Origin of the sequence: Jiangella mangrovi (assembly GCF_014204975.1) — a bacterium.
Taxonomy (GTDB): Bacteria; Actinomycetota; Actinomycetes; order Jiangellales; family Jiangellaceae; genus Jiangella; species Jiangella mangrovi.
Genome location: NZ_JACHMM010000001.1, coordinates 2,655,272 through 2,668,445, shown reverse-complemented (window position 1 = coordinate 2,668,445; position 13,174 = coordinate 2,655,272). Strand labels below are relative to the sequence as shown.

Sequence of the window (13,174 nt, the reverse complement as noted above, 5' to 3'; positions counted from 1 at the left end):
ATCGCCGTGGTGCCCCGGAGGGGTACGGGGTCAGTCGATTTTTTTTCGCAGCGCCGCCAGGCCGCGTCGCTGCAGCGCCTTCACGGCCCCGACGGAGCGGCCGACGGTGCGGGCGACCTGCTCGACGGTGAGGTCGCCGACGATGCGCAGCAGCAGGACCTCGCGCTGGTCCGGCGAGAGCGTGGCGCACAGCTCGTACACCCGGCGCAGGCCCAGGGCGTCGAGGGCCTCCGCCTCGGCGTCGCCGCCCGGCCCGTCCAGCGTGCCGGGGTCGCCGGTCGGCTCGGTCGGGCGCCGCACCGCCCGCCGCCGCTCGTCGACGAGCCGGCGGTGCGCGATGGTGAACACCCAGGACCGGAACTGCTGCTCGGACCCGGTGAACGACGACAGGCCGGCGAACACGCCGAGGAAGACCTCGCTGGTCAGATCGTCGGGCTCGGCAGAGCCCTGCAGCCGCACGTAGCCGGTGACGACGGGCGCGAGGTCGGTGTAGAGGCGCTCGAAGGCCCACGGCGCGCCCGCGCGCGCCGCTTCGAGCACGATCTCGAAGTCTTCCCCGATGACCGTTCGCCTCCCATTGGCGCCTGCCTCACAGTGTGATCACCTCGCTGGCCAGAAGGTTACGGGCACACCGACCGCATCCGGAACGTGAACGGACGCCGAGCGGTCACAATGGACGGGTGGACAGCCTGATCATCGACCTGCGCACCGGCACCGACCTGGTCACCGACGTGACCCGCGAGGTACTCGAGTTCTGCCGCGGACGCGGCGACGGGCTGTGTCATCTGTTCGTGCCGCACGCGACGGCCGGCCTCGCGCTCATCGAGACCGGCTCCGGCACCGAGCCCGACCTCGCCGGCGCCGTCGACCGGCTGCTCCCCCGCGAGGACGTCTACCGGCACCGCCACGGCAGCCTCGGCCACGGCCGCGACCACGTCCTGCCCGCGTTCATCGCGCCGTCGCTGACCCTGCCGGTGCTGGCCGGCGCACCGGCGCTGGGCACCTGGCAGAGCGTCGTCCTCGTCGACTCCAACGTCGACAACCGCGACCGCAGGCTGCGGCTGTCGTTCCTCGAGGGCTGAGTCAGTCCTCGTCGTTCCCGGGCTCCGGCTCCGGCACCCGCAGGTCGCCGTTGGCGCCCACCACCCGCTCGGTCTCGTCGGCGTCGCCGTGAACGCGGGTCTCGTCGTCGACGGAGTGCACGGCCATGGCGCGGTCGCGCTCCTCCTGTGTGGTGTGCCGCACGCCGTCGGTGTGCTCGGTGGGCTCGGTCATCGCTGCCTCCAGATACGCCGAAGGGCCCAGGCTAGCCCTGGACCCTTCGACGGGTACCCCGAAGCGGGCGGACTCAGCCGGCCCACTCGAGCAGCGGCCGGTGCCGCGCCGGGTCGCGGAGCTCGGCGAGCGCCAGCTTCTCCAGCTGCCGCACCCGCTCCTTGGTGAGGCCGACCCGCTCGGCGACCTCCTGCAGCGTGTGCTGCTCGCCGTCCTCGAGGCCGAAGCGCATCGACACGATCAGCGCCTCGCGCGGCGCCAGCGTGTTGACCAGGCCACGGACCTGCTCGCCCAGCGCCTGGAACTCGATGACGTCGGTGGCCTGCGGCGTCTCGGTGTCCTCGATGAGGTCGCCGATGCTGGCGCTGCCCTCGTCGCCGACTGGGGTGTCGAGGCTCAGCGTGTCGCGCGAGATGCGCCGCAGCTCGATCACCCGGGCGGGGGCGAGGTCGGTCTCGGCGGCCAGCTCCTCGGCCGTGGGCTCGCGGCCCAGGCTGACGGCCAGCTTGCGCTCGGCCTTGCCGATCTTGGACAGGGTCTCGAGCACGTGCACCGGCAGCCGGATGGTCCGGGCCCGCTCGGCCTTGCCGCGCTCGATGGCCTGGCGGATCCACCACATCGCGTAGGTCGAGAACTTGAAGCCCTTGGTGTAGTCGAACTTCTCGACCGCACGGATCAGGCCCAGGTTCCCCTCCTGCACGACGTCCAGGAACGGCAGGCCGCTGTTGCGGTAGTACTTGCGCGCCGCCGACACGACCAGGCGCAGGTTGGCCCGGATCATGTGGTCCTTGGCCTGCTCGCCGTCGCGCACCAGCGCCTCGAGCTCCTCGCGCCGGCGCTTGGACTTCTCCGTCTCCAGCAGCGAGGCCGCGAACACGCCCGCCTCGATGCGCCGCGCCAGCTCGACCTCCTCGGCCGCCGACAGCAGCGGCGTCGCGCTGATCTGCTTCAGGTACTGCCCGACCAGGTCGTAGTCGGCCTCGCCCGCCCGGTCCGGGGCGCGCACCTGCTCCTCCACCATCGTCATCCCGTTCGTTCTCCTCTGCTCGTCGACCATGTCTGTGACACCCCACAGCACGCCGACGCGGCAGCATCGCTCGCACGGGCGCGAACGACGGCACGGACCGCCGATGCGTGTAGTGGGTTTGCCTTGCGGGAGCCGTGAACCGTCTCCCAGTCCCGGGGCCGGTGTCGGCCCGCCAGGAACTTCCGTGTAGTGGAACGCCACGGTTCCACCAGCTATTCCAGTGTGCCCTGCTTGTCGCCGGGACGCGACCCGACGACGATGGAACGGATGAGCGGCGACGACGGTTCCGGCGGCCTCGCGGAGTACCAGCGCAAGCGGTCCTTCGACAAGACCCCGGAGCCGCGCGGGCGCCGTCGTTCCTCGAAGGAGCCGGCCGAGCCGCGCTTCGTGGTCCAGGAGCACCACGCCCGCCGGCTGCACTGGGACCTGCGCCTCGAGCACGACGGCGTGCTGGCGTCGTGGGCGCTGCCCCGCGGCTTCCCGCGCACGCCCGACGACAACCACCTCGCCGTCCACACCGAGGACCACCCGCTCGAGTACCTGGACTTCGACGGCGAGATCCCGGCCGGCGAGTACGGCGGCGGCAGCATGACCATCTGGGACCACGGCACGTACGAGGCGGAGAAGTTCCAGGACGACAAGGTCGTGGTCCGGCTGCACGGCGAGCAGGTCGAGGGCCGGTTCGCGCTGTTCCGGACCAAGGGCGACGACTGGATGATCCACCGCATGGACGGCCCGGCCGACGACGGCGAGCCGCTGCCGGACGACCTCGTCCCCATGGCCGCGACGCTGTCGACGCTGCCGCCGGACCAGGACGCGTGGGCGTTCGAGATCAAGTGGGACGGCGTGCGCGCCCTGGCCTACGGCGAACCCGGCCGGCTCCGCCTGGTGGGGCGCAACCTGCGCGAGTTCACCCGGCAGTACCCCGAGTTGCGGCCGCTGATGAACGCCGTCGGCGCCCACCGCCTGGTGCTCGACGGCGAGATCGTCGCGTTCGACGACGCCGGCCGGCCCAGCTTCCAGCGGATCCAGCCCCGCATCCACCTGGCGTCCGAGGCCGACATCCGCCGTCAGTCGCAGCTCACCCCCGTCGTGTACGTGATCTTCGACCTGCTGTACCTCGACGGGCGGTCGCTGCTGCGCGAGCCGTACGAGGAGCGGCGCCGCCTACTGTCCGGGCTGGAGCTGGCCGGGCCGTACTGGCAGGTCCCCGACTACCAGCGCGGCGACGGCGACGTCCTGCTCGACGCCACCCGCTCGCAGGGCCTCGAGGGCGTCGTCGCCAAGCGGCTGGCCAGTCCGTACCAGCCGGGCAAGCGCAGCCGCGACTGGCTGAAGATCAAGAACGTCCGCCGCCAGGAGGTCGTCGTCGGCGGGTGGGTGGCCGGCCAGGGGCGGCTGTCCGGCGGCTTCGGCGCCCTGCTGGTGGGCTACTACGACGACGACGGCAACCTGCGGTTCGCGGGCAAGGTGGGCACGGGGTTCGACCGGCGCACCCGCGACGACCTGCAGCGACGCCTCGACGACCTCCGCGCCGACGACAGCCCGTTCACCGGCCGCCAGCCGCAGAAGGACGCCGTCTTCGTCCGGCCCGAGCTGGTCGCCGAGGTCGAGTTCGCCGAGTGGACCGGCGGCGGCACCCTGCGCCACCCCTCCTACGAGGGGCTGCGCGAGGACAAGCCGGCCCGCGACGTCGTCCGTGAGGAGCCGGAGCCGCCACCCGAGAGCTGAACCCGGACATTTCGGGTACGGACCCAGCGCCGCGGCCGCCGTTGGCCGGGGTGAAGAGGAGGTGCCCGACATGAGTACCGAGCTCGTCATCGTGCTGATCGTGCTGGTGGTGCTGATCGCGATCGCCGCCTGGGTCATCGCGCAGCGGCGCCGCCACGGGGAGCAGGCGCGCCGCGAGGCCGCCGTCCAGGAGCGCCGCGAGGCCGAGGCGGCCGAACGCACCGCCGCGCTGCACCGCTCGGAGGCCGACGAACTGGCCGCCCGGGCCCGGCGCCAGCAGGTCGAGGCGGAGGAGCGCGCGGCCGAGGCCGAGCGCATGCGTGCCGCCGCCGACGAGGAGGCCGCCGCGGCCGCGGAGCGCCGGCGCACCGCCGACGCGCTGCATCCCGGCGACGACGACCGGGTGGACGATCGCCTGGACGACCGAGTCGACGACCGGGTCGACGATCGCGACGGCGTGGTGGACGACCGCCGCGACGTGCGGGCCGACGACACCGTGCGCACGGACGACACCGTCGACGACCGCGACACCGGCCGCCGGGGCTGGTGAGCCGTACGGACGGGTCAGCTGGAGCGGCGCAGGCCCTGCCGGCTCCGCTCCAGCGCCCGCCGCTCCTCGGCGTCGAGCCCGCCCCAGACGCCGTACTGCTCGCCGCGGGCCATCGCCTCGTCCAGGCAGCGCTCGCGCACCGGGCAGGTCCGGCAGATGCCCTTCGCCTTGGTCTCCTGCGCCCGCTTCCGGCTGGGCGCGACACCGTCGGGCACACAGAACAGGTCGGCGTCCCAGGCCCGGCACAGCGCGAACTCCCACCACGAGGTGGCGTCGACGCGTGCTCCGGGCTCGTCCGGACTGGGGACCACCACACCGGTGCGGTGGTCGGCGTCGTTCCTCCGGACGATGCGCATCAACCCGACTGTCATGCCCCGGGGTTACCCAGGGCCTCAGCGGGCAAACCGGCCGTCAGGGCTCTTCGGGGAGCCGTCCGGTGGCGATGACGCGCTCGGCGACGGCGCGCAGTTTGACGTTGGTGTGGCGGGAGTACCGGCGCAGGACGGCGAAGGCGCGGTCGGCGTCGAGGCCGTACCGCTCCATGAGGATGCCCTGCGCCAGTCCGATGAGGTGCCGGGCGCCGATGGCCTGCCGCAGGCCGTCCTCTTCGCGGGCGGACGCGAGCGCGATGGAGGCGTGCCGGCCGAAGATCTCGGCCACGTCGACGTCGTCGTCGTCGAACATGCCGGGACGGGTGCCGTAGAGGTTGAGCGCCCCTAGGGTGGTGTGTGCGGTGTGCAGCCGCACCGACAGGACGCTGCGCAGCCCGAGCTCGGCGGCGCGCGGGCCCCACCGCGACCAGCGCGGGTCGTCGGCGGTGTCGGTGACGAGCACGGACGACTGCCCGTCGAGGGCCAGCATGCACGGCCCCTCGTCGAGCTCCGTCTGCAGCTCGTCGGCCTTGCGCACCCGCGGATCGGTGGCGACGGCGGTCTCGACCCGCCCCTGGCCGTGCTGCAGGACCAACCCGGCGTCGTCGCACACGGTGGCCTGCTGCGCGTACTCGACGACCCGCTCGAGCGTCTGCTCGACATCGGGCTCCTCGTGCAGCGCCAGTGCCATCTCGGCGAAGTCGCTCGCATCAGGCTCGGTCATGCCCGCCCCTTCGACCACGTCGAGCACCGTACTCGTCGGCTCCATCATCCTCGTCACCGGACCGCCGTGTCGATCCCGTCTCATCGGGTACGCCTCCGGTGCAAGGGTCAGCCGCCAGTGGGGGGCCGCAGACGTCTGCCGGGAGTCATGATCATGGAGAACGGGTCTGGGGAGGAACGTCATTCGGTCGTCACGGGCGGTGCGGGGTTTCTCGGCTCCCACCTGTGCGATGCCCTGATCCGGGCTGGTCAGCGCGTCACGTGCATCGACAACTTCGAAACCGGGCGGTCGGCCAACCTGCGGCACCTGCGCGACGAGCCCCGCTTCACCCTGGTGCGCCGCGATCTCAACGACCAGATCGACGGCGAGGTCCCCGGGCCCGTCGACGTCGTCTTCCACCTGGCGGCGCCGGCCGCGCCGAGCGACTACCTGCTCGACCCCGTCGCGACCATGCGCATCGCCAGCGTCGGCACGCTCAACGCGCTGGACCTCGCCCGTGACCGATCGGCCCGGTTCGTGCTCGCGTCGACGTCGGAGGTCTACGGGACGGCGGGCGACGAGCCGCACCGCGAGGACGACACCGGCCAGGTCAACCCGGCCGACGGCTACGGCGCCTACTACGAGTCACGCCGCTTCGCCGAGGCGCTGACGACGGCCTACCGCTCGACGTACAACCTGCGCACGGCGATCGCCCGCATCTTCAACACCTATGGCCCGCGCATGCGCCTCGACGACGGGCGCGTGCTGTCGCGGTTCATCCGGCAGGTGCTCTCCGGCGCGCCGCTGACGGTGCCCGGCCCCGGCACCCAGACCCGCTCGCTCTGCTACGTCGACGACGCCGTCGCCGGCCTGCGCGCGCTCTCCGAGGGCGGCTATCCCGGCCCCGTCAACATCGGCAGCCCCGACGAGATCTCCGTCTTCGCGATCGCGCAGGAGGTCGCCGAGATCGCCGGCCCGAACGCCGAGATCGTCTTCGTCGAGCCGCCGCCCGCCGAGACGCACGCGCGCCGGCCCGACATCTCCCTCGCCGGGCAGCTGCTGGACTGGCAGCCCCGGACCACCGTGCAGACGGGCCTGGCGACGACGCTGGCCTGGTTCCAGGGAGCCGGCGCCCGGCATGCCTGAGGCCGCGGTCCCGCCGACGCGGTCGCTCACCCGGCTGCGCAGCGCGGCAGCGGACTGCCGGGCCTGCGACCTGTACCGCGACGCCACCCAGACGGTGTTCGGCGAGGGTCCGCGCGACGCCGCGGTGATGCTGGTCGGCGAGACGCCGGGCGACGTCGAGGACCGCGAGGGCCGGCCGTTCGCCGGACCGGCCGGCCGGCTCCTCGACCGCGCGCTCGAGGAGGCGGGCCTCGACCGTGACCGGGCCTACGTCTCCAACGCCGTCAAGCACTTCCGGTTCCACCGCGAGGGCAAGCGGCGCATCCACGAGAAGCCCGACGCGGGCCAGATCGCCGCCTGCAGGCCCTGGCTGCGGGCCGAGCTGGCCGCCGTCCGGCCGCGGGTGCTGGTGGTGCTGGGCGCCACGGCGGCCGCGACGATCCTGGGCCGGTCGTTCCGCGTCACGAAGCAGCACGGCGAGGCGCTGGAGTGGGCCGACTACGCCGCGGGCTCGCCGCTCACGACCGACGACGGACCGCCGATCGACGACGCGGTGGTGGTCGCCACCGTCCACCCGTCGGCGGTGCTGCGCTCCCGCGAGCGGGACGCGGCGTACGCCGGCTTCGTCGCCGACCTCGGGACCGTCGCGCGCGTGCTGGCCTAGACGAAGCTCCGTCAGGTGCGCTTCGACCGCATGGACGTCGCCAGCAGGACGCCCACGGCGGCGAGGGCCACCTGCACGATGATCTCGATCCAGTCGATGCCGTCGGTGTCGCGCAGCGGGCCGACGATGGCCGAGCCGATGAGCGCGGCGACGATGCCGATGGCCACCGTCAGCCAGATCGGGATCGACTGCTTTCCGGGCACGGCGAGCCGGCCCAGGATGCCGATGACGGCGCCGACGATGAGCGCCGAGATGATGCCGTCGACCTCCACGATGCCCTCCTGAACGGCGGCGGTGCCGCCTCACGTCCGATCCTGCCCGATGGCGTACCCCCGCGGCGCGGATTCGAACGCATCGATGCTGGGTACGTGCCGCGGAACAGCCACGCCCACGCGGAGGGAGTCCCATGGCGCAGAGCGACGTCGCGTTGTTCGCCCCGTTGCCCGTGCTGACACTGACCGTCGAGGACCAGGCCGGCCGGCCCGACATCCACGTACACGCCGGCAGCCAGGGCGTCTGGCAGGCGCGGATGCTGGTCACGCTCGGGTCGTCGGTCACCATGTGCTGCGTGCTGGCCGGCGAGACCGGCCTGGTGCTGCGGCACCTGCTCGAGGACGAGGGCGTCACGGTCAAGGCCGTCCAGGGCGTCGGCCGCAACGGCGCCTACGTGCACGACCGCCGCGGCGGCGAGCGGGTCGAGGTCGCCGAGGCGCCGTCGGACTCGCTCACCCGGCACGAGCTGGACGAGCTCTACGGCATCACGCTCAGCGCGGCGCTCGACGCCGGTGCGGTGCTGCTCAGCGGGCCGTCGGACCACCAGACCGACGAGGACGCCGTCCCGGCCGACGCGTACCGGCGGCTGGCGGCCGACCTGCGTGCCGTCGGCAAGCCGGTCATCGCCGACCTCGCCGGCGACCGGCTGAGCGCCGTGCTGGAGAGCGGGCTGACGGTGGTCAAGGTCAGCCACGAGGAGCTGCTGGCCGACGGCCGGGCCGCCGACGGCGACCAGGACTCGCTGGTCAAGGCGATGCACCAGGTGCACGAGCAGGGCGCCGAGTACGTCATCGTCACGCGCGCGCACGACCCGCTGCTGCTGCTCGCCGACGGCGTCGTCCGCATCGTCCGGATGCCGCGGCTGCAGGCCGCCGACACCAAGGGCGCCGGCGACTCGCTCACCGCGGGCGTCACGGCGACGCTGGCCCGCGGCGGGGACGTCGAGGACGCGATCCGGCTCGGCGCGGCGGCCGGCATGCTCAACGTCACCCGGCACGGCCTGGGCACCGGCGACGTCGAGGCGGTGCTGAAGCTGCGCGAGCTGGTGACGGTGGAGCGGCTGGAGCCGGGCGCCGACGACACCGGAGCGGCCGGGCGGGAGGCGAAGGTCACCCCGCGCGACCTGGCGGAACGGACCCAGGGATCGTGAGCGGCCCGAAGCGCACCCTCGTCACCAACGACGACGGTGTCGACGCACCGGGCCTGCGCGTGCTGGCCGGCGTCGCCCGCGACCTCGGGCTCGAGGTCGTCGTGGCGGCGCCGGCGGTCCAGTTCAGCGGCAGCAGCGCGTCCATCGTCGCCGGGCTCGAGGACCGCGACCGCATCGCGCTGGACCGGCGCCGGCTGGAGGGCCTGGACGACGTGCTCACCTATGCCGTCGGCGCCGCCCCCGGGCTGATCTCGCTGATCGCGGCGTACGGCGCCTTCGGCGACCCGCCCGACGTCGTGCTGTCCGGGGTCAACCACGGCGCCAACGTGGGCCGCGCGATCCTGCACTCGGGCACCGTCGGCGCCGCGCTCACGGCCGGCATCAACGGCGCGCGCGGCCTGGCCGTCTCGCTCGACGTCGGGCTGGCCGCCGAGTTCGGGCTGGAGCGTCCCGACCACGAGCCGCACTGGGCGACGGCAGCCGACCTGGCCGGGCGGATGCTGCCGTTCCTGCTGGACCAGCGGCCGGGGACGGTGCTCAACCTCAACGTCCCCGACCGCGACCCCGGCGACGTGGCCGCCCTGCGGACCGCGCCGCTGGCGGAGTTCGGCATCGTCCAGACGACCATGACCGAGCACGCCGACGACCACATCCGCCTCACCGTCACCGACATGTCCGATCCACCCGCGCCCGGCACCGACGCCGCGCTGCTGGCCGACGGGCACGCCGTCGTCACCGCCGTCCGCTCGGTCACCGAGGCCGACTCGCCCGCGCTGGCGGAGCTGGTCGACGGTCTCACTGCCGCGCGCGAGTGAGCTCGACGGCGTAGACGTGGCCGTCGCGCTCCCACCGGCCGACGGTCCACGGCGAGCCGGCGACCAGGGCGCGCAGTTCCGCCTCCGACACGAACAGGTAGTCGAACCAGTCCGTCGCCAGCCGGCCGTGGCGCACCCGGATCCGGCACTGCCCGGGCAGCCGGCCGCGCTCGCGGTTCCACCGGTGGTAGCCGAGGTGCTCGGCGTCGTCGGTGTCGAACGGGTCGATGCCCGACACCAGCAGCCGGCCGCCGGGCACGGTGACCCGGGCCAGCTCGGCCAGCACCACGGGGGCGGTCTGCGCCGACCCGAGCAGGCCGACGTTGTTGCCGAGCAGCAGCACGGTGTCGAAGGGCTCGAGGCCCGCGGGCAACGCCGTCGCCGACCCGATCCGCGCGTCGACACCGCGCTCGCAGGCGACGGCGACCGCGCCCGGCGAGGTGTCGACCCCGACGACCTCGAGGCCGTCGGCCGCCAGCGGCACCGCGTGCCGGCCGGCCCCGCACCCGACGTCGAGCACCCGCCCGGTCGCGCTGGTGCAGATGCGCCGCTCGACGTCCGGCCAGCTCTCCCGCTCGGCGAAGTAGGCCGCCGCGTCGTGGACGTCGACGTGGCCGTCGTCGCGCTCGATGACCGTGAACTCGGTGCCGGGCCGGGCGCCGGCGGCGTGGCACCGCTCGAGCACCCGGCCGAACGCGTCGCCGGTGATCGTCTCCATGGGTCCAGCACACCGCCCGCGCCCACGCCGGCGCCACCGAATTTCCGCACGGGGTTCCGCTCGAACGGGATGATCGTTACGATCCGGGCAAACGCTTTCCAGCCCTCGGATGGTGATGCGCATGTCCGCCCCCGAACCCACCCGACGGACCGTCCTCGGCGCGGCCGGAGCCGGTGCCTTCCTGATCGCCAGCGGAGCCGGCGCGACCCTTTCCGGCGCGTCCACGGCGGCGGCCGCAGCGGACGCCGTCGTCGGGCCCGATCAGCACCCCGGGCTGCGCTACTGGTACCCGGTCCCGCGCGACCCGGGCGTCGTGCGCACGGACGTGTGCGTCTACGGCGGCACGTCGGCGGGGGTGACGGCGGCAGTGCGCGCCGCGCAGGCCGGCCGCAGCGTCGCGCTCGTGGTGTTCGGCCGGCACCTGGGCGGCCTCAGCTCGGCCGGGCTGGGCGCGACCGACACCGGGCGGATCGAGTCGATCGGCGGGCTGAGCCGCGAGTTCTACCGGCGCCTCGGCGCGCACTACGGCCGCCCGGAGTCGTTCACGTTCGAGCCGCACGTCGCCGAGCAGACCTTCGACGCGTGGGTCGAGGAGGCCGGAGTCCAGGTCTACCGCGACCACCGGCTCGAGGACGTCCGCATGCTCGGCGACCGGATCCACTCGCTGCGCGCCGAGAACGGCAAGGTCTTCATCGCCGACGCGTTCATCGACGCGAGCTACGAGGGCGACCTGATGGCGACGGCCGGCGTGAGCTACACCGTCGGCCGCGAGGCGAACGCGACCTACGGCGAGACGCTCAACGGCGTCCAGTTCCGCACCGGCCACCAGTTCCAGCGCCAGATCGACCCGTACGTCGTCCCCGGCGACCCGTCCAGCGGCCTCCTCCAGGGCGTGATGCCGGACGAACCCGGCACGACCGGGCAGGGCGACGACCGCATCCAGGCGTTCAACTTCCGCATCTGCCTGACCCGCGCGGCCGACCGGCGCCCGTTCCCGCGGCCGCCCGGCTATGACGCGGGCCGGTACGAGCTGCTGTTGCGCTACCTGCGGGCCGGCGTCTGGGACGCGATGCGGCTGAACACGCCGATGCCGAACGGCAAGACCGATATGAACAACAACGGCGCCGTGAGCACGGACAACATCGGCCGCAACTACGCCTGGCCCGACGGCGACCACGCCACCCGCGAGGCGATCTTCCAGGACCACGTGACCTACCAGCAGGGGATGCTCTGGTTCCTGGCCAACGACCCGCGGGTGCCCGACGCGATCCGGGCCGAGGTCAACGCCTGGGGCCTGACGAACGACGAGTTCACCGGCACCGGCGGCTGGTCGCATGAGCTGTACATCCGCGAGGCGCGGCGCATGCTCGGCGACTACGTCATCACCGAGCACGACTGCCGGTGGACGGTGGCCGCGCCGGACTCGATCGCGCTGGCGTCGTACACGATGGACTCGCACAACTGTGCGCGCGTGGTGGTCGGCGGGTTCGCCCGCAACGAGGGCGACGTGCAGGTGCCGCCGGCCGGGCCGTACGGTATCTCCTACCGCGCCATCGTCCCCCAGCGCGGCGAGTGCACGAACCTGCTGGTCGCGTGCGCGATCTCGGCCTCGCACATCGCGTTCGGGTCGGCCCGCATGGAGCCGGTGTTCATGGCGACGGGGCACGCGGCGGCGGTCGCGGCGGACCTCGCGCTGTCCGGCGGCGTCGCCGTCCAGGACGTGCACTACCCGACGCTGCGGCAGCGGCTGCGCGCGGACGGCATGGTCATCACCTGGCCGCCGAACGCCGGCGTGCTCGCCTTCGACGCGCCGGCCGAGCTGCACCCCGGCGTTGCGGGCGACGTCACCGTCACCTTCACCAACGAGGAGGTGACGACGGTGTCAGCGGTGCGGCTGATGCTGACCGCCCCCTCCGGCTGGACGGTGACGCCGTCGACCCCCGTGGAGGCCGAGGCGGTCGAGCCGGGCGCGGAGTTCGCGGCGACCTGGCGGGTGACGGCGGCGGCCCCGGCCGAGCCGGTGTCGCAGGCGGCGCTGGACGCGACGGTCACGTACTCCGGGGACGTGAGTCACAGCGCGACGCAGGCGGTCGCCGTCGCCGAACCCGTGCAGGCGCCGCTGGAGACCGCCGCGTCGACGCGGGCGCACTTCGGGCAGCGCGGGTCGCGGCTGGCGATCCTGAGCAACGGCGCCGACCTGTGGGACGGCATCGACCAGTACGGCGCGATCTTCCACGACGGCGCCGCCGGCCCCACGACGACGGCCACGGTCACCGTCGTGTCGCAGGAGGCCACCGACCCCAACGCGCGCGCCGGCCTGGTGTTCCGCAACGACCTGCGCGCCGCGGGGACGTCGACCGGCTACGTGGCGCTGGTGGTCAAGCCCGAGAACGGCCTGCTGCTGCTCTGGGACGCCGACGGCAGCGGGACGGTCGAGTCGGTGCTGCGCGCGGTGCTGACGCCGTCGCCGTCCCCCGTCCACCTGCGGCTGGTCCGGTCGCAGCAGCGGTTCACCGGTTCCTACAGCCTCGACGGGACGACGTGGCAGCCGGTCGGCTCGATCGACCTGCCGACGGCGGCCGCGACGCAGGACGTGGGCGTGCTCTCCTGCGCCCACGTCCAGGACCGGCTCGGCCTCGCCGTGTTCGAGAACCTCGTGGTCGGCTGAGCGCGTCACCACCCGCTGTCCGCCCTGCAATGAGCACCAATACGCACCACTCGGGCGCCTGGCGGGACGACGCGGCGCATCCGCGGCGGGCGTTTCGATGGTCC

The 13,174-nt window shown here is 73.5% G+C and carries 15 protein-coding genes; 8 read left to right on the top strand and 7 right to left on the bottom strand.

Translation table 11 applies throughout. The annotated features are described in order from the left end of the window. Positions 1-30 precede the first annotated feature (30 nt). Positions 31-540: a sigma-70 family RNA polymerase sigma factor gene (locus tag HD601_RS12430; protein WP_184822298.1), complete on the bottom strand. Its 510-nt coding sequence runs from the start codon at positions 538-540 to the stop codon at positions 31-33. Positions 541-689: 149 nt separating this feature from the next. On the opposite strand from HD601_RS12430, the gene HD601_RS12425 reads away from it, so the two are divergent. Next, positions 690-1,082 carry a YjbQ family protein gene (locus tag HD601_RS12425; protein ID WP_246401050.1) on the top strand — a complete coding sequence of 131 codons (393 nt, stop codon included), beginning with the start codon at positions 690-692 and terminating at the stop codon, positions 1,080-1,082. A gap of 1 nt (position 1,083) precedes the next feature. Here HD601_RS12425 and HD601_RS12420 read toward each other — a convergent pair whose 3' ends face one another. Continuing rightward, positions 1,084-1,275: a hypothetical protein gene (locus HD601_RS12420; protein ID WP_184822294.1), complete on the bottom strand. Its 192-nt coding sequence runs from the start codon at positions 1,273-1,275 to the stop codon at positions 1,084-1,086. 73 nt (positions 1,276-1,348) lie between these two features. After that, positions 1,349-2,302 (bottom strand): sigma-70 family RNA polymerase sigma factor, encoded by a 954-nt coding sequence (locus tag HD601_RS12415; RefSeq protein ID WP_221440883.1) that lies wholly within the window; start codon positions 2,300-2,302, stop codon positions 1,349-1,351. A gap of 267 nt (positions 2,303-2,569) precedes the next feature. Here HD601_RS12415 and ligD point away from each other — a divergent pair, with 267 nt between their 5' ends. After that, positions 2,570-4,033: a non-homologous end-joining DNA ligase gene (gene ligD, locus HD601_RS12410; protein ID WP_184822290.1), complete on the top strand. Its 1,464-nt coding sequence runs from the start codon at positions 2,570-2,572 to the stop codon at positions 4,031-4,033. A gap of 70 nt (positions 4,034-4,103) precedes the next feature. Then, a complete protein-coding gene (locus HD601_RS12405; RefSeq protein WP_184822288.1) occupies positions 4,104-4,583 on the top strand; it encodes a hypothetical protein in 480 nt (159 codons plus the stop codon). A gap of 14 nt (positions 4,584-4,597) precedes the next feature. Here the strand turns inward: HD601_RS12405 and HD601_RS12400 are convergent, their stop codons facing one another. Together HD601_RS12400 and HD601_RS12395 are read right to left on the bottom strand one after the other, a co-directional pair. Next, positions 4,598-4,939, bottom strand: a complete 342-nt coding sequence (locus tag HD601_RS12400; protein ID WP_184822286.1) for a WhiB family transcriptional regulator — start codon at positions 4,937-4,939, stop codon at positions 4,598-4,600. 55 nt (positions 4,940-4,994) lie between these two features. Beyond that, entirely contained in the window at positions 4,995-5,678 is a 684-nt protein-coding gene (locus HD601_RS12395; RefSeq protein WP_184822284.1) for a GAF and ANTAR domain-containing protein, read from the bottom strand. A gap of 153 nt (positions 5,679-5,831) precedes the next feature. On the opposite strand from HD601_RS12395, the gene HD601_RS12390 reads away from it, so the two are divergent. Beyond that, positions 5,832-6,803, top strand: a complete 972-nt coding sequence (locus HD601_RS12390) for an NAD-dependent epimerase/dehydratase family protein (RefSeq protein ID WP_184822282.1) — start codon at positions 5,832-5,834, stop codon at positions 6,801-6,803. Then, the gene (locus HD601_RS12385) at positions 6,796-7,446 is read left to right on the top strand and encodes a UdgX family uracil-DNA binding protein (protein WP_184822280.1); all 651 of its coding nucleotides are present in this window, start codon (positions 6,796-6,798) and stop codon (positions 7,444-7,446) included. The genes HD601_RS12390 and HD601_RS12385 overlap by 8 nt, the downstream gene beginning before the upstream one ends. A gap of 11 nt (positions 7,447-7,457) precedes the next feature. Here HD601_RS12385 and HD601_RS12380 read toward each other — a convergent pair whose 3' ends face one another. After that, positions 7,458-7,718 (bottom strand): GlsB/YeaQ/YmgE family stress response membrane protein, encoded by a 261-nt coding sequence (locus HD601_RS12380; RefSeq protein ID WP_184822278.1) that lies wholly within the window; start codon positions 7,716-7,718, stop codon positions 7,458-7,460. Between the two features lie 134 nt (positions 7,719-7,852). Here HD601_RS12380 and HD601_RS12375 point away from each other — a divergent pair, with 134 nt between their 5' ends. Together HD601_RS12375 and surE are read left to right on the top strand one after the other, a co-directional pair. Next, positions 7,853-8,869, top strand: coding sequence for a 1-phosphofructokinase family hexose kinase (locus HD601_RS12375; RefSeq protein WP_184822276.1), 1,017 nt, complete (start codon positions 7,853-7,855; stop codon positions 8,867-8,869). Continuing rightward, on the top strand, positions 8,866-9,684 hold the full coding sequence (gene surE / locus HD601_RS12370; protein ID WP_184822274.1) for a 5'/3'-nucleotidase SurE: 819 nt from the start codon (positions 8,866-8,868) through the stop codon (positions 9,682-9,684). The genes HD601_RS12375 and surE overlap by 4 nt, the downstream gene beginning before the upstream one ends. Here surE and HD601_RS12365 read toward each other — a convergent pair. Beyond that, entirely contained in the window at positions 9,665-10,402 is a 738-nt protein-coding gene (locus tag HD601_RS12365; protein WP_184822272.1) for a class I SAM-dependent methyltransferase, read from the bottom strand. The two genes, surE and HD601_RS12365, sit on opposite strands and share 20 nt — an antisense overlap. A gap of 121 nt (positions 10,403-10,523) precedes the next feature. On the opposite strand from HD601_RS12365, the gene HD601_RS12360 reads away from it, so the two are divergent. Continuing rightward, positions 10,524-13,070, top strand: a complete 2,547-nt coding sequence (locus HD601_RS12360; RefSeq protein WP_184822269.1) for an FAD-dependent oxidoreductase — start codon at positions 10,524-10,526, stop codon at positions 13,068-13,070. The last annotated feature ends 104 nt before the right edge of the window (positions 13,071-13,174 follow it).